This is a genomic window from Streptomyces sp. B5E4 (assembly GCF_039871555.1).
Lineage (GTDB): Bacteria > Actinomycetota > Actinomycetes > Streptomycetales > Streptomycetaceae > Streptomyces.
This window is the reverse complement of record NZ_JBDPMI010000001.1, coordinates 82006-103316: the sequence shown is the minus strand read 5'-3', so window position 1 is coordinate 103316 and position 21311 is coordinate 82006. Positions and strand designations below refer to the sequence as shown.

Annotated in this window: 18 protein-coding genes; 5 read left to right on the top strand and 13 right to left on the bottom strand. The window is 76.1% G+C overall.

The features are described 5' to 3' along the window. Positions 1–52 precede the first annotated feature (52 nt). From ABGA99_RS00385 to ABGA99_RS00365, 5 genes are all read right to left on the bottom strand, one after another. A complete protein-coding gene (locus tag ABGA99_RS00385; protein ID WP_347581905.1) occupies positions 53–2968 on the bottom strand; it encodes a hypothetical protein in 2916 nt (971 codons plus the stop codon). After that, entirely contained in the window at positions 2965–6384 is a 3420-nt protein-coding gene (locus ABGA99_RS00380; protein WP_347581787.1) for an FtsX-like permease family protein, read from the bottom strand. The genes ABGA99_RS00385 and ABGA99_RS00380 overlap by 4 nt, the downstream gene beginning before the upstream one ends. Positions 6385–6787: 403 nt before the next feature. Next, entirely contained in the window at positions 6788–7561 is a 774-nt protein-coding gene (locus tag ABGA99_RS00375; RefSeq protein ID WP_347581788.1) for a DUF3710 domain-containing protein, read from the bottom strand. Between the two features lies 1 nt (position 7562). Beyond that, positions 7563–8084, bottom strand: coding sequence for a dUTP diphosphatase (gene dut, locus ABGA99_RS00370; protein WP_347581789.1), 522 nt, complete (start codon positions 8082–8084; stop codon positions 7563–7565). Further along, the gene (locus tag ABGA99_RS00365) at positions 8081–8662 is read right to left on the bottom strand and encodes a PaaI family thioesterase (protein WP_347581790.1); all 582 of its coding nucleotides are present in this window, start codon (positions 8660–8662) and stop codon (positions 8081–8083) included. The genes dut and ABGA99_RS00365 overlap by 4 nt, the downstream gene beginning before the upstream one ends. Positions 8663–8732: 70 nt before the next feature. Here ABGA99_RS00365 and ABGA99_RS00360 point away from each other — a divergent pair, with 70 nt between their 5' ends. Next, complete coding sequence (locus ABGA99_RS00360; protein ID WP_347581791.1) at positions 8733–9185, top strand: DUF3093 domain-containing protein; 453 nt, start codon at positions 8733–8735, stop codon at positions 9183–9185. A gap of 22 nt (positions 9186–9207) precedes the next feature. On the opposite strand, the gene ABGA99_RS00355 is transcribed toward ABGA99_RS00360, so the two are convergent. The 4 genes from ABGA99_RS00355 to ABGA99_RS00340 form a co-directional block, all read right to left on the bottom strand. After that, the gene (locus ABGA99_RS00355) at positions 9208–9999 is read right to left on the bottom strand and encodes a hypothetical protein (RefSeq protein WP_347581904.1); all 792 of its coding nucleotides are present in this window, start codon (positions 9997–9999) and stop codon (positions 9208–9210) included. An 8-nt stretch (positions 10000–10007) separates the two neighbouring features. Continuing rightward, positions 10008–10307, bottom strand: a complete 300-nt coding sequence (locus ABGA99_RS00350) for a DUF4193 domain-containing protein (RefSeq protein ID WP_018838171.1) — start codon at positions 10305–10307, stop codon at positions 10008–10010. A 317-nt stretch (positions 10308–10624) separates the two neighbouring features. Further along, positions 10625–11893: a HAMP domain-containing sensor histidine kinase gene (locus tag ABGA99_RS00345; RefSeq protein ID WP_347581792.1), complete on the bottom strand. Its 1269-nt coding sequence runs from the start codon at positions 11891–11893 to the stop codon at positions 10625–10627. Positions 11894–11933: 40 nt separating this feature from the next. After that, the gene (locus tag ABGA99_RS00340) at positions 11934–12587 is read right to left on the bottom strand and encodes a response regulator transcription factor (protein WP_347581793.1); all 654 of its coding nucleotides are present in this window, start codon (positions 12585–12587) and stop codon (positions 11934–11936) included. Between the two features lie 293 nt (positions 12588–12880). Here ABGA99_RS00340 and ABGA99_RS00335 point away from each other — a divergent pair, with 293 nt between their 5' ends. Then, positions 12881–13057, top strand: a complete 177-nt coding sequence (locus ABGA99_RS00335; protein ID WP_347581794.1) for a hypothetical protein — start codon at positions 12881–12883, stop codon at positions 13055–13057. 233 nt (positions 13058–13290) lie between these two features. Here the strand turns inward: ABGA99_RS00335 and ABGA99_RS00330 are convergent, their stop codons facing one another. Both ABGA99_RS00330 and ABGA99_RS00325 read right to left on the bottom strand, forming a co-directional pair. Continuing rightward, positions 13291–14115, bottom strand: a complete 825-nt coding sequence (locus tag ABGA99_RS00330) for an inositol monophosphatase family protein (protein ID WP_347581903.1) — start codon at positions 14113–14115, stop codon at positions 13291–13293. Between the two features lie 62 nt (positions 14116–14177). Further along, positions 14178–15293 carry a ferrochelatase gene (locus ABGA99_RS00325; RefSeq protein ID WP_347581902.1) on the bottom strand — a complete coding sequence of 372 codons (1116 nt, stop codon included), beginning with the start codon at positions 15291–15293 and terminating at the stop codon, positions 14178–14180. Positions 15294–15442: 149 nt separating this feature from the next. On the opposite strand from ABGA99_RS00325, the gene ABGA99_RS00320 reads away from it, so the two are divergent. Next, positions 15443–16774 carry a D-arabinono-1,4-lactone oxidase gene (locus tag ABGA99_RS00320; protein WP_347581797.1) on the top strand — a complete coding sequence of 444 codons (1332 nt, stop codon included), beginning with the start codon at positions 15443–15445 and terminating at the stop codon, positions 16772–16774. A 17-nt stretch (positions 16775–16791) separates the two neighbouring features. Here the strand turns inward: ABGA99_RS00320 and ABGA99_RS00315 are convergent, their stop codons facing one another. Then, positions 16792–17877 (bottom strand): hypothetical protein, encoded by a 1086-nt coding sequence (locus ABGA99_RS00315; RefSeq protein ID WP_347581901.1) that lies wholly within the window; start codon positions 17875–17877, stop codon positions 16792–16794. Positions 17878–18288: 411 nt separating this feature from the next. Here ABGA99_RS00315 and sepH point away from each other — a divergent pair, with 411 nt between their 5' ends. Continuing rightward, complete coding sequence (gene sepH / locus ABGA99_RS00310) at positions 18289–19362, top strand: septation protein SepH (RefSeq protein WP_347581799.1); 1074 nt, start codon at positions 18289–18291, stop codon at positions 19360–19362. Between the two features lie 132 nt (positions 19363–19494). Here sepH and ABGA99_RS00305 read toward each other — a convergent pair whose 3' ends face one another. After that, a complete protein-coding gene (locus ABGA99_RS00305; protein ID WP_347580721.1) occupies positions 19495–20322 on the bottom strand; it encodes a sulfurtransferase in 828 nt (275 codons plus the stop codon). A gap of 205 nt (positions 20323–20527) precedes the next feature. Here ABGA99_RS00305 and ABGA99_RS00300 point away from each other — a divergent pair, with 205 nt between their 5' ends. Beyond that, on the top strand, positions 20528–21289 hold the full coding sequence (locus tag ABGA99_RS00300; RefSeq protein ID WP_347581900.1) for a VOC family protein: 762 nt from the start codon (positions 20528–20530) through the stop codon (positions 21287–21289). The last annotated feature ends 22 nt before the right edge of the window (positions 21290–21311 follow it).

Genomic DNA, 21311 nt, shown 5'->3' with positions numbered 1-21311 from the left:
CGGGGGGCGCGGGGTCGGTGGTGCGGCGGGCGGCCGACCGGCCGCACGGCGGTCATCGGTCGTCCCCCACGCGCAGGGCCGTCAGGCGGCGGGTGCGGCGGGTCGTCACCGCGTCGGCGGCGGCCGCCGCCGCCACGAGGGCGAGCATGCCGAGGGTCAGGGCGGTGGTGAGGAGGTGGTCGGGGTGGCGGGAGGGGGCGGTGGGGCCGCCGGTGAGGGGCTGGAGGTCCAGGGCCGGGCCCAGCGCCGCGGGCAGCGCGAGGCCCAGGGCGAGGCCCCCGGCCGCGGCGGCGAGGGCGAGCGGGGCGAGTTGCAGGACGCCGAGGGCGGCGGCGCCGCGCCGGTCGAGGCCGAGGAGGCGCAGGTACGCGGTGGTGCGGGCGCGCTCGGGTGCGGAGAGCAGCAGTTCCACGAGCAGCGTGAGCAGCGCCAGCGCCGCGGCCAGCGCCGCGCACACGGCGTGCGCGCCCCGGATCGCGCCGAGCACGCCGTCGTCGCGGTCCGCCGCCCGCTCCTCGGCGGCGATCAGCAGTTCCCCGTACGGGCTGCCGTAGCCGGTGCCCGGCGCGGCGGCGCGCAGGGCGGCGGGGGTGGCGGTGCCGTGGTACAGGACCGCGGCCGTGCCGCGGGGGGTGTCCGCGGCACGCTCCCGGTCCGCGGCGGCCAGCGCGGCGGTGTCGGCGAGCAGCAGCGGCCGGTCCGTGTCCGGCGACGCGCCGCCCGCCCCGTACAGCGGGCCGAAGGCCGCGTCCCGCGCCGCGCCCCCGGGCAGGCGCCCGGCGACGCGTACCCGCACCCCGGGCCACTCCGTCTCGTACGTCCCGCCGGTACGGGCCTCCCCCCGCTCCCCGCCGGCCAGCACGGGCAGCACCAGCCGCCCCGCGTCGTCCCGCCGCGGCGTCCCCAGCCCCGCGACCGCCGCCGCGGCGGCCGAGCCGGGGTCGGCCCGGCGCAGCGCCGCCCCGTCGACGGCCAGCACGTCGGCGCCGCGCAGTCCGAGGCCGGTGGCGGCGCTGGTCAGGTCGGTGCGGACGAGCCGGACCCGCACCGCCTGCGCCACCCCCGGCGCCCGGCGCAGCGCCTCGTCGGCGGCCGGGGTACGGGCGTCGGTGAGCACCGCGTCGGCGCCGCCGGTCCGCCAGACGAGCGCCTCGCCGCGGCCCTCCTCGACGGTGCCGGTGACGAGGCCGCCGAAGACCGCGGCGCCCAGGGTGGCGACGAGCACGAGCTGCGCGAGCACGGCGGCGGGCGCGTCGCGGGCGGCGCGGGAGAGCGCCAGCAGGCCGAGCGGGCCGCGGCGGCGGGCCGCGAGCCGGGCCAGCAGGCGCAGCGGCGGCGGGTAGGCCCGTATCAGCAGCACCACGACCGCCAGACCGCACAGCAGCGGCACCGCCGCGACCAGCGGGTCCGACGCGCCGCTGCCGCCCGTGCCGCGCACCCGCAGCGCCACCGCCCCCGCCGCGGCGAGCAGCAGCACGGCGGCCTCCGCGCTCACCCGCCGTCCCGTGCCTCCCGCCCGGCGGCCCGGGGCCGGCCGCCGGTCCCGTACCGCCGCCCAGGTCAGCGCGGGCAGCGCCAGCCACGCCGCACCCGCGACCGCGGCCGCCGGCCACACCGGCGGCGCCGCGCCTGCGGGCAGCGCCAGCCGCGCCCCGGCGTACCCCGCCGCCAGCGCCGCGCCGGCCACGGGCGCGTACTGCACGGCGCGGGACAGCGCGATGCCCGGCGCCGACGCGCCGCGGGCGCGCCGCAGCCGGTGCTCGCCGAGCCGCCGCCGCACCGCGAGCCGGGCGGTGACGAGGGCCGCGGCGAGGCCCACGCCGACGACGGAGGCGAGGGCGAAGGAGACGACGGTGGCGGCCTGGTCCCACTCGGCGTCGAAGTCGCGGACGAGCGGCTGGACTTCGTCGGTGCGGGTCGGGCGCTGGGCGGGGTGGGAGCCGTAGATGCACAGGGCGTTGCCGGAGGCGGCGCAGAAGTTGTCGGCGGAGGCGCGCTCGTACGCGGCGAGGGCGCGGATCAGCGTGGCGCGGCCGTCGTCGCCGGCGAAGCGGGCGGCGGCCTCGTCGCGCTCCTCGTCCGCCTCGCCCACCTCCAGCCGGAGCCGCCATTCGGCCGTGAGCTGCGGCAGCCCGCGGTCGAGGAGGACGTCGAGCGCGCCGGGGGCGATGAGCGCCTGGGCCTCGGCGGGCCCGCGGCCGGCGGGGAGCGGGACGGCGAGGAGCGGGTTGCCGCGCCAGAGGCGGGCGGCGGGATCGGGGCGGAGGAAGCCGGTGACGACGACCGGGGTGTCGAGCTCGGCGACCCGCGGGGTGAGGGCCAGCCGCTCGCCGAGGCGCAGGCCCAGCGCGTCGCGGGTGCGCGTGGAGACGGCGATCTCGACGGGCCCGTCGGGGCCGGTGTCCCGCGGCGGGCGGCCGGCGGCGTAGCCGGCGCGGCCGGGGGCGTCGGTGGTGTGGAGCAGGGACAGGGCCGCGGTGCCGCGGGGGGCGTCGAGGGTGGCGGCGGGGACGAGGACCTGGTGCCGGGGCTTTGCGAGGAGGCCGTCGAGGGCGTCGGGGGAGCCGGTGGTCACGTCGAGCCCGGCCTGCTCCAGATCTTCGGCGACGCCGGTCCTGCCCTCCCCCGCGGGCCCGATGACCGGCTGGCCGAACGTCACGGTGCGGGTGAGCAGGGGGCGTTCGTCCTGCGCCGCGGCGATGCGGTCGAGGAGCGCACGGCCGGCGGCCCGGTCGAGCAGCGGGGGTGCGGCGGTGGCGACGGCGGCGAGGAGCGCGACGACCGCGCCGAGGCACGCGAAGGCGGGGAGATCGGCACGGGCCTCGCGCCAGGCGCGGGGTCCGCGGGCGGGGCGGGGCGGTCGGCCGGCGCCGCCGGCCCTTCGTTCCCCGCCGGCCGCGCCTGAAGCCCTTCCCGTACGAACCGGGCCCGCCGCCCGCTCAGTACGCCGCCGTCGCCACCCCCTCATTCGTCCCCCGCCCTCAGCACCCGCGCCAGGTCCGTGCGCGCCAGCGCCCGCGCCGTCGCCGTGACCGCGAGGCAGATCAGCGCCGTCACCACCGCCCCCACCACCGCCACCCGCAGCCACGGCACCGCCACCGCCAGCTCCGGGTGCACCGCCGCCCCGGTCTCGGTGACCGTCACCGCCGGCACCACCGCCGCCGCGAGCGCCACCCCCGTCGCCGTGCCCACCGCCGCGGCGAACGCCGCGACGCAGAGCTGCTCGGCCCACAGCAGCGCCGTCAACTGCCGCGTCCGTACGCCCAGCGCCCGCAGCAGCGCGAACTCCCGCGCCCGGGCCCGTACCGCCAGCACGCTGTGCAGGGCGAAGCCGACGACGGCGAACGCCGGCGCCAGCACCAGGCACAGCCGCAGCGCCCCGTCCGTGCCCTCGCGCAGCGGCGACGCCGCCAGCTCCGCCCGCTCCCCCGGCACGTCCCGCGCCGTGCCCAGCTCCGGCCGTCGCTCGACGGCCGCGCGCGCGGCACCGGCGTCGCCGCCGCGCACGGCCAGCCACCAGTGCGACTCCACCGGCGGGTCGAGACCGGCCCGGACGAGATACGCCGCCAGCACCCGGGTGTCGACCAGCAGCCGCCCCCGCCGCGGGTCGGTGCCGGGGACGGCGTCGACGCTGCCGACGACCCGCGCGCGCAGCTCCGTGCCGCCGGGCAGCCCGGCGCGCAGGGTCTCGCCGACCTCCGCCTGGCCCGCGGCGAGCAGCGCGTCGGTGGCGAGCACGGGCACGGGCCGCGGCTTGCCCTGGCCGGTGAGGCCGAGTTGGAGCTGCCAGCTCAGCAACTCCTCGGGCAGCGAGGTGTCCGGGCCGCGCAGCACGCCGTCGAAGAGCGTGCCGGGGCCGGTGCGTATCTCGCAGAGGACGAACCCGGTGGCGCGGCGCGGCGGCATGCCGCGCGTCGGCGCCGGCTTGCGGCCGGGGCAGCCGGCGCGCCCGCGGTCGGGCCGCTCGCCGCCGATGAGGTCCTTCCATCCCGCGCCGCGCGGGGCGCCCGCTAAGTCGTCGATCGTCAGCCGGTACGTGCGCTGCGCGCTCTCCTCCTCCGTGCGCAGCTGGAGTCCGGTGAGCCGCAGCGGGTGCTGGTACGCGCCGAGCGGCAGGCTCATCCGGTGCGCCCGGCCGTCGGCGGGCGGCAGGGTGGCGGAGACGGTGTGCGCGAGGCCGTCGGCGTCCTCCAGGGTGGCGGTGAGCGTGAACGGCTCGGCGGTGCCGGGGCCGTCCGCGTCGAGCCGCACGCGCATGCCGAGGGCGTCGGGGCGGCCGGGCAGCGGCAGCCCGTGGTCCGGCGCGGACGCGGTGCCGCCGAGCACGGCGAGCACGTCGTACGGCAGGCCGGCCCCGTCCCGTACCGCGGGCACGGGGCCCGCGGCGGCGCCCGTACGGAGCGTCGGCAGCACCTCCGCGGAGTCCAGCGCGGTCATCCCCGCGAACGAGGTGCCGACGGTGACGTCCCAGTCCACCACCGGCGTGGCCGCGGCGACGCCCGGCAGCCGGCCGTAGCGCGCGTGGCGCTCCGCACGCGGCGCGAACCCCGCGCCCTCCTGCCCGGCCTCGACGCTCAGGTCGGCGCCGACCGCGAACGCCGCCTGATCGCGGTCGCCGCGGTCGAGCACCGCGAGCGCGGTGGCGCCGAGCGCGGCGATGGCCAGCGCGAGGGACACCAGCAGCGCGGGCCCCGCGTGCCCGGCCGCCCGGCGGCCCAGGTGCCAGCCGCCCAGCGGCAGGACGAGGCCGGCGGAGCGGCGCGCGAGCCGGTCGGCGGCGCGGGCGGCCAGCGGCAGCAGGCGGAGCGCGAGGAGCACGGTCGCGGCGGTGAGGGCGACGGGCGCGAGCACGACGACGGGGTCGACGGCGCCGGAGTCGGCGACCGGCGTGCGGTACGTGACCAGCTGCAGCCAGCCCACCGCGGCCACGGCGGCCAGCGCCAGGTCCGAACCCGCCCTCTGGTACGCCGCCAGCCGCGGCACCCGCCGCCGCAGCCGGGCCACCGCGCGCCGGTCCCCTGCGGCACGGGCGACGGGCGTGAGCGCGGCTGCGGCGTGCACGGCCAGCGCCAGCGCGGCGACCGTCCACCCCGCGCGGGTCGCGGCACTTCCCGGCGCCGGCCCGTCGAGCAGCCCCGCCCCGGCCAGCCCGCGCAGCAGCGGGCCGGCCAGATACGGCGCGGCCAGCGCGGCGGGCAGCGCCACCGCCGCCCACTGCGCCGCGGCACCGCCGACGAGCCGCAGCGGCCCGGCGCCGCGGCTGCCGAGCAGCACCTGCTCGGCGGCGCGGTGCCGGGCGAGCTGCCGGGCGGTCAGCACGAGCGCGGCCAGGGCCAGCGAGGCGAGCAGGGCCACCGGCAGGTACGTACCGGCCCGTGCGACGGCGACGGGCACGTCCAACCGGCGTAGCGCGTACGGCAGGTCGGTGTCGATCGCCACCTCGGCGAGCCCGCCGTCCCGGCCGAAGACGACCCGCTCGGCGTCACCGGCATCCAGCGCGACGACGCGCTCCCGCAGCGGCTCGACCTGCCCGAGCCGCAGCCGCCGCGCGTCGGGCACGGCCAGCCAGGTGGCGGTGGCGTCCCGCCGGAGGGCGGGCTGCGCGGCGAAGGCGCGCCGGTCGACGAGCCCGACGCTGTCGGGGGTGCCGAAGGTCCCGGTGAGGTCCTGCCAGAGGGGCGCACGGGGCTCCCGCGGCACATAGAGGCCGGAGACCCGCATGGCGAGCGGCTGCGCGGCGAGATCACCCGTCGCACCGGCCCCGCCGGCCCCCCGGCCCGCGTCGGTCCCGCTCTCGTCTCCGGAGCCGGAACCACCCCCGTCCGAGCCCGCGGCGGAGCCCTCCCCGCCGCTGCCCTTCGCGGCGGCGTCCTCGTCGCCGCCCAGGGCGAAGTCGTCGCCCGTCGTCAGGCCCAGCCGCGCCGCGTACCCCTCGTCGAGGGCGACCTCCACCCGCCCCTCGGCCCCGCCCCCGGCCCGCGGCCACTCCCCCTCCGTCAGCCGCGCCTGCCGACCGGTGTCCTCCGCCCACAGCAGCGACAGACCCACCGCGCCCCGTCCGCCGACGCCGCTCCCGGCCACGGCCAACTGCTGCTCCCGCGCGGCCGGCGCCCGCACCAGCCGCGTCGTCCGGTGCGGCACGTCGCCGTACGTACGCGCCAGCGCGCCCCGCACCGGCCCGTCCGCGCGCGCCACGGCGTCCGGGTCGTACGCCCCGCTGATCCGCACCGCCGCGTCCGGATCCGCCGCGAGCCGCTCGCGTGCCCCGGTCTCGGCGGCCTGCTCGGCGACCGCGACGAGCGCGGCGAGGACGGTGACGGCCAGCAGGAGGGCGAGCGCGGCTGCGGCCAGCACGAGGCCGTGGTGCGCGCTCTGTCGCAGCACCGGCGGAAACCGACGCCCCGGCCGCGCGACGGTCGCCGTCAACGGTCCCCCCATGTCCCGGATTCCGGGAGAATAAGCGAGCCGCACCGCCCCGGGCAGCCCCGGAACCCGCCTTGACCGCTTCGTTACGCGAGGGCGGCGTCCGCGGCCGGCAGGGGCACGCGCCCGGCCGGAGCGCTCGGGGACGGCACGGAGACCCGCCACCTCGCGCCCGCGTCCCCGGGCGGCATCTCAAGCCGCGCAACCGCACGGCCGGACAGGGGAGTCCGACCCCCCGCGCCGCCTCGCTACGCCCGCCGCCGGCAGGCTCCCCGGCCCGCCCGACGCCCTCCACACACCACGGCGGCGGGCCGGGTCGTCATGACCCGGCCCGCCGCCGTACCACCGCTTCCGCGCGGAGCGCTCAGCGCACCTCGGTGATCTCCGGGCCGCGCGCCAGCGAGTCGATGCCGCCCGCGAAGCGCGAGCCCTCGCTCGCCTCGTCCTGCTGCACCCCGTCCGGGACCATCTGCGCGTCCGTCGGCAACTGCAGCACGATCGGGTCCCGCGGCGCCATCGGGCCGTCACCGCGTACGACCACGGTCTCGCGGAAGATCTTCTCCAGCACCCCCGCCGCCTGCGGCTGCACCGCGGCGTGGCCGGAGATCACCCCGCGCAGGAACCACCGCGGGCCGTCACAGCCGACGAACCGCACGACCTGCATGCCGCTCTTGCCGTCGGGCAGCTTGACCGGCACCTGCGCGCGCAGCTCCCAGCCGAGCGTGTCCTTGCGCTCGTCGATGATGCCGCCCTGCTTGGTGATGCCGTTGGCGATCTCGGTGCGGACCTCGCCCCAGATGCCCTCGTTCTTCGGGGCGGCGAAGCCCTGCAGCTGAATCGCGCTGTCGCGCAGCACCACGGTCGCGGCGACGATCGAGTCGCCCGCCACCTCGACGCGCAGCTCCATGCCCTCGACCCCGGGGACGAGCAGGCCGCCGAGGTCCACCCGGCCGCGGCTGGCGTCCTCGACCTCGCCGATGTCCCACGGCCCGTCGGGCCGCTCCTCGGGGGGCAGCGCGTAGCGGCGCTCCTCCCCGTCCTCCGGCTCGTCCGCCGACTCCTCGGCGTCCTCGGCGGCCACGCCGTCGGCGAGCTTGTCGGCGGGCTCCTCCTGCCCCTTGCGACGACGTCCGAACACGTCACTGTCCTTCCCGGTCGGCAACGACCGAAGCGTATCCATGAACGGCCTTGCGGTCCCCGAGGGAGGCATGCCCTCCGGTCGAACCGTGCCCACCCTCGCCCCTGGCGGAACCGGGGAGCTCGGCCACCTCGTGGAAGCGGGCCTTCTCCACCTGCTGGATCACGAGCTGGGCGATACGGTCGAAACGCTCGAACCGCACCGGGCGGCGCGGGTCGAGGTTGACCACGTTCACCTTGATCTCCCCACGGTACCCGGCATCCACCGTCCCGGGGGCGTTGACGAGCGTCACGCCGCAGCGGGCGGCGAGTCCGGAGCGCGGGTGGACGAACGCGGCGTAGCCGTCGGGCAGCGCGAGCGCGATGCCGGTGGGCAGGACGACGCGCTCACCGGGGGGCAGTTCCGCGGGCCGGGTGGTGACGAGGTCGACGCCGGCGTCGCCCGGGTGCGCGTACGCCGGGAGCGGTACCTCGGGGTCGACGCGGCGGATCAGCACGTCCACCGGCTCCCGCCCCGCCGTCACGGGTTCACCTCGAAGGCGCGGGCCCGGCGGACCTGGTCGGGGTCGGCCATCGCGGCCTGGATCTCGCGGTCCCGGCCGTGCTCGACGAAGTGGTCCACGTTCACCTCCACGAAAAGGGCGTCGGCGCGTACGGCCACCGGTCCGTCCGGGGCGTCCAGACGGCCGACGGCGGTGGAGTAGATCTTGCGGCCGGCGACGGCGCGGGCGTGGGCGGCCAGGTGGAGGGTGGTCCCGACCGGCACCGGGCGCACGAAGTCGGTCTCCAGCCGGCCGGTCACCGTGATGGTGCGCAACAGCCAGCTCAGCGCGCCCAGCGTCTCGTCGAGCGCGGAGGTGAGCACCCCGCCGTGTGCGAGGCCCGGGGCGCCCTGGTGGGCGGCCTTGACGGTGAACTCCGCGGTCACGCTCACGCCCTCGCCCGCCCGCGCGGCCAGGTGCAGGCCGTGCTCCTGGCCGCTGCCGCAGCCGAAGCACTGGTCGTAGTGGGAGCCGAGGAGCTGTCCCGGCGCCGGGGCGTCCGGGTGCCGCACGGGTTCCGCGGCGCCGGGCGGCGGGGTCAGCTTGTCACTTGCAGTCACGCGGCCAGAGCCTACCTGCGCGCACGACCCGTGGCCGAGCCCCGGTCGGCGGCCGTGGGAGGCTGGGGCCATGGAGACGACGCAGAGCTACGAGGAGCGGCTGAGCGCACCGCGGTCCTGGTGGGGCCTGGCGGTGGGCACGGGGGTGTGTCTGGCACTGGTGCTGACGCCCTTCGGGACGCTGCCGCTGCTGGCCGGGCTCGCCGGCGGGACGGCGCTGGCGGCGGTCGGCGTCAGCTCGTACGGCTCGGCGCGGATCCGCGTCGTCGCCGGGAAGCTCGTCACCGACGACGCCCGGGTCCCGCTGACGGCGCTGGGTGAGGCGCAGGCGCTGGACGCGGAGGAGGCGCGGGCCTGGCGTACGCACAAGGCGGACACGCGCGCGTACATGCTGCTGCGGGGGTACATCCCGACGGCGGTGCGGGTGGAGGTCACGGATCCGGAGGACCCCACGCCGTATCTCTATCTGTCCACGCGCCAGCCGGAGCGGCTGGTGGCGGCGCTGCGGTCCGCCGCGGGCTGAGGGCGGGACCGGGGAGCGCGCGTCAGCGCTCGCCCGGCGGCAGCGCCCGCGGATCGCCCTTCGGCAGTTCGGTGCCCGCGGCGCCACCGGCGCCCGTGAGGCCCCCGGGGTCGTCGGACGCCCCCGGCTCCCCGTCGGCGGGCGGAAGCGCGTCCCACGGGACCTGACGGGCCCGCAGGTCGTCACGGATGCGCTCGGCGAGCTTGCGGGTGTCCCTGCGGTTCATCAGCGCACCGGCGGCCGCGCCCATGAGGAACGGGGCGAGGCTCGGCAGGTTCCGCACGGTGCGCTTGAGGACCTGCTGCCGCAGCCGGCGGCGCATGGGCGCGCCGAGTACGGCGTCGAAGCTGACGCCGCCCATGAGCACGGAGGCGTCGATGCCGCGCTCGTCGGTCCAGGCGCCGAGGTACGCCATGCCCCGCTGCCGCGCCGGGCCCGCCGCCCGTACCCCGTAGACCTCGTGCAGCTCGGCGATCAGCTTCAGCTCTATCGAGGCCACCGCGACGATCTCGGCGGCCAGCTCGGCAGGCATGGCTGGCGGCGCGGGCATCATCGCCGCAGCTCCGATGCCCGCGCCGACCGTGGCGCTCCCCCTCACCGCACCGGCGATCAGCCGGTCGGCGATCTCCTCCGGGCCGAGCCCGGGGAACTGCCGGCGCAGGGTCGCCAGGTCGCGGACCGGGACGCGCGGCGCTGTCTGCACGATGGCGTCGGCCGCCCGCTCCAACGCCGCCCGGACGCGCCGGTCGGGGCGCGTCCGCTGCAGGATCCCGGTCTTCGGCCCGGCGGGCCCGGAGCCGGCCGTGGGGGCCACGGCCGGCCTCAGGCCGCGCAGTCGCGGCAGATCGGCTGGCCATTCTTCTCGGCGGCCAACTGGCTGCGGTGGTGCACCAGGAAGCAGCTCATGCAGGTGAACTCGTCCTCCTGGCGGGGCAGGACCCGCACGGACAGCTCCTCGTTGGAGAGGTCCGCACCGGGCAGCTCCAGCCCCTCGTTCTGCTCGAATTCGTCGACGTCGACGGCGGCGGCCGACTTGTCGCTGCGCCGCGCCTTCAGCTCTTCGATGCTGTCTTCGTTGACGTCGTCGTCTGTCTTGCGTGGGGTGTCGTAGTCCGTTGCCATTCTTCGCTCTCCCCCTCCGGGTGGTCAGTGAGTCTCCAGCGCACGTAACGCATGAGAGGCCGGTCTTGTGCCCGACCCGAAGCGGAGATTTTGCCTCACATCAAGGTCTGTTACGCAATCGACACCCAGCCGACCCCCGTAGGGGTGATCGCGGCCGGATGGCGAAAGGGACCATACGCGGTCCCGGGCCGTTCTCGTGCACGCCACCCCGTGTACTTCCCGTGACCACATCCTGCGGAAACGCGGATCTTACGGGCTTTTCCCGGAATACGGCGATGACGCAGCGCACACGACCGGGATGGGCGGAATGTGACGTATCACACAGTCTGCATGGGCAGGGCGACGTGAATCACCAGGCCCCCGCCCTCGCGAGGCTGTGCGGTCACCGTTCCGCCGTGTGCGCGAATGACGGATCTCACAATGGACAGCCCCAGTCCTACCCCCTTGTCACTGCCCGTACGCTCCGTGCGCAGCCGCCGAAACGGCTCGAAAAGGTTGTCCACCTCGTACGCCGGGACGACCGGTCCGGTGTTGGCGACCGTCAGCACGGCGACGCCCGGCTGCGCCTCCGTCGCCACCTCCACCCAGCCGCCCTCGGGGACGTTGTACCGCACGGCGTTCTGCACCAGGTTCAGCCCCACCCGCTCCAGCAGCACCCCGTTGCCCTGGACGTACGCGGGCTTGCGCACCCCGCGCAGCTCGACGCCCTTGGTCTGCGCCTCGCCGCGGGTCTGGTCCAGCGCCTGGGAGGCCACCTCGGCGAGGTCGACCGGCTTTCTGTCGACAATCTCGTTCTCGCTGCGGGCCAGCAGCAGCAGGCCCTCCACCAGCAGCTCGCTGCGCTCGTTGGTGGCCAGCAGGGTCTTGCCGAGCTGCTGCAGCTCCGGCGAGGCCTCCGGGTCGGAGAGCTGGACCTCCAGCAGGGTGCGGTTGATCGCCAGCGGGGTGCGCAGCTCGTGCGATGCGTTGGCGACGAAGCGCTGCTGGGCGTTGAACGCCCGGTCGAGCCGGTCGAGCATGTCGTCGAAGGTGTCGGCCAGCTCCTTCAGCTCGTCGTCGGGCCCGTCCAGCTCGATGCGCTTGTGCAGGTCGGAGCCGGCCACGCTGCGCGCGGTGCGGGTGATCCGGCCGAGTGGCGAGAGCACCCGGCCGGCGACGACGTAGCCGAAGGCGAACGCCAGGACCGTCATGCCCAGCAGCGCGAGCAGCGACTTGCGCAGCAGGGAGTCCAGGGCGAGCTGGCGGCGCCGCTCGATGCAGGCCTCCAGGATGCTGTTGAACTGGTCGTACGTGTTCGCGTCCGAGACCTCTGGGCAGGCCCCGCTGGACAACTTCACGGTGCCGCTGCTCTCCAGCAGCTTGAACGGGGTCGAGAGGCTGTCCAGGGCGGTGGCGGCCAGCAGATAGATGATGGCCAGCAGCACCATGCCGGCCATCAGGAACATCCCGCCGTAGATCAGCGTGAGTCGTATCCGGATGGTCGGGCGCAGCCAGTACGGCGCCGCGGCCTCCCGGGGTTCCCAGGTGGGCTTGGGCGGGGTGCCGGCGGGCAGCCCTTCCGACGCGGAGCGTCTGTTGTCGTCCATGAGGCCATCCGTCGGGGTACGTGGGGGTGCGTCGGGGACGTCAGATGCGGTAGCCCGAGCCGGGCACGGTGATGATCACGGGGGGCTCGCCGAGCTTGCGGCGCAGGGTCATGACGGTGACGCGTACGACGTTGGTGAACGGGTCGGTGTTCTCGTCCCACGCCTTCTCCAGCAACTGCTCGGCGGAGACCACGCCGCCCTCGGCGCGCATCAGCACCTCCAGCACCGCGAACTCCTTCGGCGCGAGCTGCACGAGACGCCCCTCCCGGTACACCTCCCGGCGGCCCGGGTCGACCTTGATCCCGGACCGCTCCAGCACCGGGGGCAGCGCCTGGGTGCTGCGCCGGCCGAGGGCGCGCACCCGCGCCGTGAGTTCGCTGAAGGCGAACGGTTTGGGCAGGTAGTCGTCCGCGCCCAGCTCCAGACCCTCGACGCGGTCGCGGACGTCGCCCGCCGCGGTCAGCATCAGCACGCGGGTGGGCAGGCCCATCTCGACGACCTTGCTGCACACGTCGTCGCCGTGGACGAGCGGCAGGTCGCGGTCGAGCACCACGACGTCGTAGTCGTTCAGCTCGATGCGGTCGATGGCCGCCGCACCGTCGTAGACGACGTCCACGGCCATCGCCTCCCGGCGCAGGCCGGTGGCCACCGCGTCGGCGAGCAGCTGCTCGTCCTCGACGACGAGTACGCGCACGGCGGGGTCCCTTCTCGTGGTGCGTGGGAGCACGGATCGGTGCTGGTGAACAGCTCCATCCTGCCTGCAATGGGAGTAAACCGGTGGTAAGCAGCCGGGCACCCAAAGATTCTGCGGATCCGATGTTTCCACCCCGGGTACTGCGGGGAGGACGATTCCACACCCGCCGATCACGTTTCCCAGCCTCCCTTCCCGGCACGGCACACAGGCTGTAGCCGGAGGGACGGTCTCCGTGATCTGAACCGTCGGCACACCCCCAAGTGCCTCGACCCGACGACGAGGGGGCGCACACAATGGACGCTTTCACCGCTGGCATTCTGCAGCGCATCAAGAAGGCCGAGAACGAGCTGGACCGCGCCCGCGAGGAAGGCGACGACTTCGGTGTCGAGGTCGAGCAGGAGGAGCTGGACGATCTGCGCCGGCTCGCCGCCGACCACGGCGTCGAGGTCGGCGCCGGCTCCGGAGTCTGACCCGCCCGACGCCCGCACCGCCCCGGCACCCCGACGGTGCCGGGGCGCCGCACTGTCCGGAGGTGTCCGGGAGGCGTCGGGCCGGTGGCGCGGGGGTTTCGGGGTACGGGCGGGAAGGTGGCGGCGGTCCGGCGGGGGTGCGTGCGCCGGGAGCGGCGGGGTGAGGCCCGCAGGACCGGCGAGAGCGCCCGCAGTCCGGCGTGAGGCGGCGGTACGGCGGCGGGCCGGGCCCGTCAGTCGTGCCAGGCGCCCAGCTCGTCCAGCAGCCGCTGGAGCGGCTCGAAGAGCCCCGGCACCGCGGCGACGGTCAGGTCCCCGTCGGGCCGCCCGCCGGGCCGGGAGCCGGTCAGGGCACCGCCCTCGCGGGCGATGAGGTCGCCCGCGGCCAGGTCCCAGGGGTTCAGGCCGCGCTCGTAGTAGCCGTCGAGCCGGCCGCAGGCCACGTCGCACAGGTCGATCGCGGCCGAGCCGCCGCGGCGGATGTCGCGCACCCGGGGAATGAGCCGGCGGGCCACCTCGGCCTGGTGCGCGCGCACGTCGTGGACGTAGTTGAAGCCGGTCGAGACCAGCGCCTGGTCCATCGGCGGGGCGGGCCGGCAGTGCGCCGGTACGCCGTTGACGAAGGCGCCGCCGCCGCGAACGGCGTGGTAAGTCTCCCCGCGCATCGGTGCCGCCACGACGCCGACGACCGCCTCGCCCGCGTACTCGGCGGCGATGCTGACCGACCAGTCGGGACGGCCGTAGAGGTAGTTCACGGTGCCGTCGATCGGGTCGACGACCCAGCGCACGCCGCTGGTGCCGGGCCGGCTCGCGCCCTCCTCGCCCAGGATCCCGTCGGCGGGCCTGCGCTCGGTCAGGAAGCCGGTGATCAGCTTCTCTGCGGCGAAGTCCATCTCGGTGACGACGTCGATGGCGCTGGACTTCGTCGCGGCCACGCCGAGGTCGGCGGGCCTGCGGTCGCGCAGCAGCTCGCCCGCGCGGCGCGCGGCCTCCAGCGCCAGGGCCAGCAGCTCGTCGTGGGGCGCGGCGGCGGGCTCGGGGCGGGGCTCGTCTGGCACGGTGCTCCTCGGGTGCGGGGGTGGGTGCCGCGGGCGGCTGTCCGTCGGTGCGGGCGGTCTCGTCAGCCGGCGCCGGCGGTCGCGGGCCGGGGCGTACGGGCCGGGCAGCAGCCCGCCGGGCAGACGTCGTGGCTCGGCCCGAGCCGGCCCAGCGCAAGACGCTCGACCTGCTCCCCCCGTTCGGCCGCGGCCCGCTCCAGGACCAGCTTCCGCAGCGTCTCGACGAACGCCGGCCGCGCCCCGACGGTCGCCGACCGCACCGCCGGCAGGCCCAGCTCGGCCGCCTTCGCCGCCGCCTCGGTGTCGAGGTCGTACAGGACCTCCATGTGGTCCGAGACGAAGCCGATCGGCACCATCACGACCGCGGGCGCCCCGGCGGCGTGCAGCTCCTCCAGGTGGTCGCAGATGTCCGGCTCCAGCCACGGGATGTGCGGGGCGCCGCTGCGCGACTGGTAGACGAGCCGCCAGGGCCGCTGCTTTTCGGTGAGCACCGCCACGGTGTCCGCCACCAGCCCGGCGACGTCCATGTGCTGCGCCACGTACGCGCCGCCGTCGCCGTGGTCCCCGGGGGGGCCCGAGGTGTCGGCCGCGGCGGTGGGGATGGAGTGCGTGGTGAACGCCAGGTGGGCGCCGTCGCGTACGTCCTCGGGCAGCCGCTGCAGCGCGGCCTCCACGCCGACGACCATGTCGCGGACGAAGCCGGGGGCGTTGAAGTAGTGCCGCAGCTTGTCGACGCGCGGCGGCTCCAGGCCCTCCGCGGCCAGTTCGGCCAGCGACTCGGCCAGGTTCTCGCGGTACTGCCGGCAGCCCGAGTACGAGGCGTACGCACTGGTGACCAGCGCCAGCACCCGCCGGTGCCCGGCCCGGGTGATCTCCCGCAGGGTGTCGGTGAGGTACGGGGCCCAGTTGCGGTTGCCCCAGTAGACCGGGAGGTCGAGGCCCACCTCCGCGAAGTCCTTGCGCAGGGCTTCGAGCAGCGCGCGGTTCTGGGCGTTGATCGGGCTCACGCCGTCGAAGAGGTAGTAGTGCTTCCCGACCTCCTCCAGCCGCTCGCGCGGGATACCGCGTCCCCGGGTGACGTTCTCCAGGAACGGAACGACATCGTCCGGGCCCTCGGGGCCGCCGAAGGACAGCAGCAGAAGGGCGTCGTACGGCTGGGGGGACGGCACGTCTGACATGTCTTCGATCCTGCCATGCACCCGCCCCGGGCCCGAGCCGGGCACCGGCGTCCGGGCTTTCCGTACGCGCGAGTATCATCCCTCCAACCGGGGGCGGAGAGCCGGGACGAGGGGCCGTGGGACCGGCCCGTTCAGCGGATGGACGGCGGATGCATCAGGTGGGGAGCACGAGGGCCGCGGGCGCCTGGCGCAACTGGGCGGGCACCGTCGCCGCACGACCCGCGCGCACCGTCAGCCCCGCCACCACCGCCGAGGCCGCCGACGCCGTACGGGCCGCCACCGAGGACGGGCTGAAGGTCAAGGCCGTCGGTACGGGCCACTCCTTCACCGCCGCCGCGGCCACCGGCGGGCTCATGATCCGCCCGGAGCGGCTGGTCGGCATCCACGAGATCGACCGCGAGGCCGGCACCGTCACCGTCGCCGCGGGCACCCCGCTGCACCAGCTCAACCACGCCCTCGCCGCCGCGGGTCTCTCGCTGACCAACATGGGCGACATCATGGCGCAGACCGTCTCCGGCGCCACCGCCACCGGCACGCACGGCACCGGCCGCTCCTCCGCCTCGCTGGCCGCCCAGATCACCGCGCTGGAGCTGGTGACGGCCGACGGCCGGGCGCGTACGTACACGGCGGCGGACACCGGCGAGGACGCGGCGGTCTTCGCCGCCGCCCGGCTCGGCATCGGCGCGCTGGGCGTCGTCACGTCGCTGACGTTCGCCGTCGAGCCGGTCTTCCTGCTCACCGCGCGGGAAGAGCCGATGGCGCTCACGGACGTCCTCGCGTCCTTCGGCGAACTGGCCGAGGAGAACGAGCACTTCGAGTTCTACTGGTTCCCGCACACCGGCCGCTGCAACACCAAGCGCAACAACCGCAGCGAGGGCCCCGCCCGGCCGCTCGGCCGGATCGGCGGGTGGATCGACGACGAACTGCTCTCCAACGGCGTCTTCCGGGCGGCCTGCGCGGTGGGCCGGGCGGTGCCCGCGGCGATCCCGGGCATCGCGGCGGTCTCCAGCCGCGCGCTGTCCGCGCGGACCTACACGGACATCCCGTACAAGGTCTTCACCAGCCCGCGGCGGGTGCGGTTCGTGGAGATGGAGTACGCGCTGCCGCGGGCGGCGGCCGTGTCCGCGATCCGGGAGCTGAAGGCGATGGTCGACCGGTCCGGGCTGCGGATCAGCTTCCCGGTGGAGGTACGGGTCGCGCCCGCGGACGACATCCCGCTGTCGACGGCGTCGGGGCGGGACACGGCGTACGTCGCGGTGCACCTGTACCGGGGGACGCCGCACCAGGCGTACTTCACGGCGGTGGAGCGGATCATGACGGCGCACGGCGGCCGGCCGCACTGGGGGAAGCTGCACAGCCGGGACGCGGAGTATCTGGCGGGGGTGTACCCGCGGTTCGGGGAGTTCACAGCGGTACGGGACCGGCTGGATCCCGGCCGGGTGTTCGGGAACGACTACTTGCGGCGGGTGTTGGGGGACTGAGCGTCCCCGGGGGGCGGCTACTCCGCCGCCCCCGGTGCGCCTGCGCCGTCCGGCTGCGGGGTCGCCGGCGTCTCCCCGGCGCCGGGCTCCTGGGGCGTCTCACCGGTCTCCGGCGGCGTCGGGGTGGGCGTGGGGGCCGGCGTCGTGCCGCCGTCCCCGGTGCCGGGGGCGGGGCGGTCCCCGCCGCCGGGCTGCGGGGTGGACGTGCCGCCGGGGTCGGGGTGTTCGCCGGTGCCGTCGTCCGGGGAGCCGGTGCCGCCGTCGGTGGGTTCGCCGGAGCCGGTGCCGGGGGTGCCGCCGGTCTCGCCGGTCTCCTCGGCGCCGGGCTCGGGGGTGTCGTCGGGGGTGTGGCCGCCGTCGCCGGGGGCCGGCGGGGAGTCGGACTTTCGTTCGCCGGGGCTGAAAGACGTGCCGGTGCGGTCGTCGCCCCAGGCGTTGGAGAGCGGGCCGCCGGTGAACTTCTCGATGCCGAAGACCACGGCCATCACGGCCACGAACGTCCCGGCGGCGACCAGCGCGAGGCGCCGCCAGCCGCGGGCGCGGGTGCCGTGGGTGCTGGCGGCGCCGAAGCCGCCGGTGGGGGCGGGTGCGCCGAGCACGGTGGTCGCGTCGTCGGGCTCCGGGCGGACGGTGGGCAGGAGTTGGGTCGCGTCGCCTGCCGCGGGGCGCGCGGTGGGCAGCAGCCGGGTGGCGTCGTCCACCGGAGCGGGCGGGCCCGGAAGGAGTCGCGTCTCGTCCTCGGCGGCCGGCGCCACGGTCCTGAGCAGGTGCGTTTCGTCGTCCGCCCGGTTGCGTACGGGGGTGTGCAGCGGCGTCGTCTGCTTGTGCAGCGCCTTCGGCGCCGCCACCGCCGCGTCCTTCAACTGCTGGCCCGTACGCCGGAAGACGTGCTGGAAGAGCGCGCCGCCGGCCGTGGCGCCCACGCTGACGACGCCGGCGCCGATGATCGTGCCGTACACGCCCATGCTGGACGCGAGGAACGCGGCGACCATCGTGGCCGACGCACCACCCGCGACCTGGGCGCCGCTGAGCTCGATCTTCCCCTTGCGCTTCTCCTCGCGCCCGTCGTCCGTCGTCCTGTCCGCCGTGCCCCGCATCTCCATCCCAAGATCGCTCCGATGGCCTCCTGCCCTCATGGACGAGCGCACGGACGGACCCGTTAGTTCCGATTCCGGGGATTCTGTGATGCAACGCACCTCTTGATCGAACCGGGGCGCAACAGGCAGACTCAACTGCCGTGCAACGTTCCGCGTTCGGTGGCGCGCCGGTCCACCCGCATGGCTCGAATGGAGTACTGTGGGCGAGCCAGTGCTCCGGTGTCCGTCCGACGGCGGCGATCACGGCCGCTGCGTTGCAAATGCGTAACCGTGTCATAACGGCGCATCGGGTTCCAAGACCCGACACGCCGGGCAACTCAGCAATGTTGTGGCAGGCTGCACCCGGGCAGGCCACACTCGACTAGCGGTAAGAGCAGCGACGCACCGAACGTCGGCAGGCACCACCGGGAGGTTCTCATGCCCGAACTGCGTGTCGTGGCGGTCAGTAACGACGGCACACGGCTGGTGCTGAAGGCTGCGGACAGTACGGAGTACACCCTTCCGATTGACGAGCGTCTGCGCGCCGCGGTGCGCAACGACCGTGCGCGGCTCGGCCAGATCGAGATCGAGGTCGAGAACCATCTGCGCCCTCGCGACATCCAGGCCCGGATACGAGCCGGAGCGTCCGCGGAGGAGGTCGCCGCGCTCGCCGGGATCCCCGTCGACCGCGTCCGCCGCTTCGAGGGCCCCGTGCTCGCGGAGCGGGCGTTCATGGCCGAGCGCGCCCGCAAGACGCCCCTGCGGCGGCCCGGCGAGAGCGCCGGTCCCGCGCTGGGCGAGGCGGTCGCCGAGCGGCTGATGATGCGCGGCGCGGAGAAGGATTCCGCGCGGTGGGACTCCTGGCGCCGGGACGACGGCACGTGGGAGGTGCTGCTCGTCTACCGCGTCGCGGGTGAGCCGCACAGCGCCGGCTGGACGTACGACCCGCCGCGGCGGCTCGTGCAGCCCGTCGACGACGAGGCGCGCGCGCTGATCGGCGAGACCGACGCCTCGCCCGAGCCGAGCCTGCCGTTCGTGCCCAAGATCGCGCGGCTGCCCAGGAGTCCGGAGCGGCCGTCCGACGGGCGCGGGGACAGGGACGGCTCCGGCGAGGACCGCGGGGACTCCCTGACCAGCCTGCTGGAGGCGGTGCCGAGCTTCCGGGGCGACCTGGTGGTGCCGGACCAGTCCGCCTCGGCGTCGGCGTCCGACGGGTCTGCCGCGACAGCGGGTTCCGCGACCAAGCCGGGGCCGGTCCACGGACCGGTGCCGGCGCCGCCGGAGGAGGAGCCCGAGCCCGCGGTAGAGGAGGAGCCTCCGGCGCCCGCGGCGAGCGCGGGTTCCGCGTACGCGGACGTGCTGATGCCGCGGAGCGTCTCGGCGCACCGGGAGCGGCTGACAGGCCAGACGGACCGGCAGGCGGAGGCCGACGGCGTGCGCCCCGGCCGCCGGGCCGCGGTGCCGAGCTGGGACGAGATCGTGTTCGGAAGCAGGCGCAAGAAGCCGGAGTAGCCGTGTGGCCGGGCGCGGTTCGCAGGGATTCGTCCCCGCGCCCCCCCCCGCCCCCGCCTTCCGCCGCGCCACCCCGAGGGACGCCGCCCGCACCGGTGTTGCCCGGGTACGCGGGCGGCGCCGCCCGCGCCGTCAGCCCGGCTCCGCGCCCGTCGCCACCGGCCGCGCCGGGTCCGCCACCCACTCCGACCACGAACCCGGGTACAGCGCCGCGGGGATGCCCGCGATCGCCAGGGCCAGTACCTCCTGCGCCGCCGAGACCCCCGAGCCGCAGTACACCCCGGCCTCCGTGCCCGGAGCGGCCCCGAGCGCCCGGAAGCGCGCGGCCAGCTCCGCCGCGGGCCGGAAGGTCCGGTCCGCGGCCAGGTTCTCCGTCGTCGGCGCCGAGACGGCGCCGGGGATATGGCCCGCGACCGGGTCGATGGGCTCCGTCTCGCCGCGGTACCGCTCCCCCGCGCGGGCGTCGAACAGCACGCCGCGGCGGGCGAGTACGGCGGCCTCCGCCGCCGTGAGCACGGGCAGCGCACCCGGCTCCGGCGTGAAGTCCCCCTCGCCGTCGGCAGGCGCCGCCCGGGAGAGTTCGCCGGGCCAGGCCGCCAGGCCGCCGTCCAGGACGCGGACGTCCGGGTGGCCGGTGTAGCGGAGCAGCCACCAGCAGCGCGCGGCGGACCAGCCCTGCCCGTCGTCGTAGACGACCACGGGCCGGCCGCCGGAGACGCCCGCGCGGCGCATGGCCGCGCCGAAGACGTCGACGTCGGGAAGCGGATGGCGGCCCGCGGGCCCGGGCGGGGCGGCCAGTTCGGCGTCCAGGTCGACGTAGGCGGCGCCGGGGATGTGGCCTGCGTCGTACTCGGGACGGCCGGGTGGGCCGCCGAGCGTGTAGCGCACGTCGAGCACGACGGGCGGCCGCGGGCCCGCCAGGTCGCTCGCGAGTTCGATTCCGGAGATGATGGCATCCATGGAGGCCATCCTGGCGCAGTGTCGCGCCGCACCTCCTACCCCCGCCCCACCACACCTGAAAGCGAATATCTCCTGGCGAGACGGACAATTCTTCAGATCGATCGGTGCAGAGGGGGCGCACTGCGGCACGGGGGATGGAAATATCTGCAGAGGCGTCACCGGAACGTCACCCACCGCCACCTTCCGATGGTCAGAGAGGGCTGCCATGTCCGAAGGAGCGATCCTCAGCGCGCCGGGCACACCGTGCTGGGTGAGCCTGATGGTGCACGGGCTGGACACGACCGAGGAGTTCTACCGGGGCCTGTTCGGCTGGACCTTCGAGGAGGGCCCGCGCACGCTCGGCGCGTACCGGCTGGCGCACCTCGACGGCGGCCAGGTCGCCGGGATCGGCGCGCTCGCGCCGGAGCGCAGGCTTCCGGTGGCCTGGACCCCGTATCTGGCGACCGACGACGCCGACGCCGCCACCGAGCAGGTGCGCTGCTGCGGCGGGACGGTGGGGGTCGGGCCGCTGGACGCCGACGCGGCCGGCCGGAAGGCGATCTGCTCGGACCCGGCGGGTGCGGTGTTCGGGCTGTGGCAGCCGCGGCGGCCCCCGGAGGTCCGGCGGCGGGCGCGGCCGGGCACCCCGGTCTGGAACGACCTGCTGGTGGCGGAGCCGACCATGGTCGCGAAGTTCTACGAGCTGGTCTTCGGCTACGACGTACGTTCGGAGGGCGACGTCGCGACGCTCTACGTCCAGGACCGGCCCGTGGCGTCGGTGTGCGCCGCCGACGAGGAGACGCTGCGCGAGACGGGGCCGCGCTGGACGACGCACTTCGAAGTCGCCGACGTGGACGCCTCCGTGGCGCGCGCGGTGGAGCTGGGCGGGCGGCAGGTGCGCGAGCCGCACGAGACGGCCGCGGGGCGGATGGCGGAGGTCGCGGACGTCGAGGGCGCGCGGTTCACGCTGGTGCACTCCGCGGACTAGCCGGGCGCGCTGCCCCGCCGTA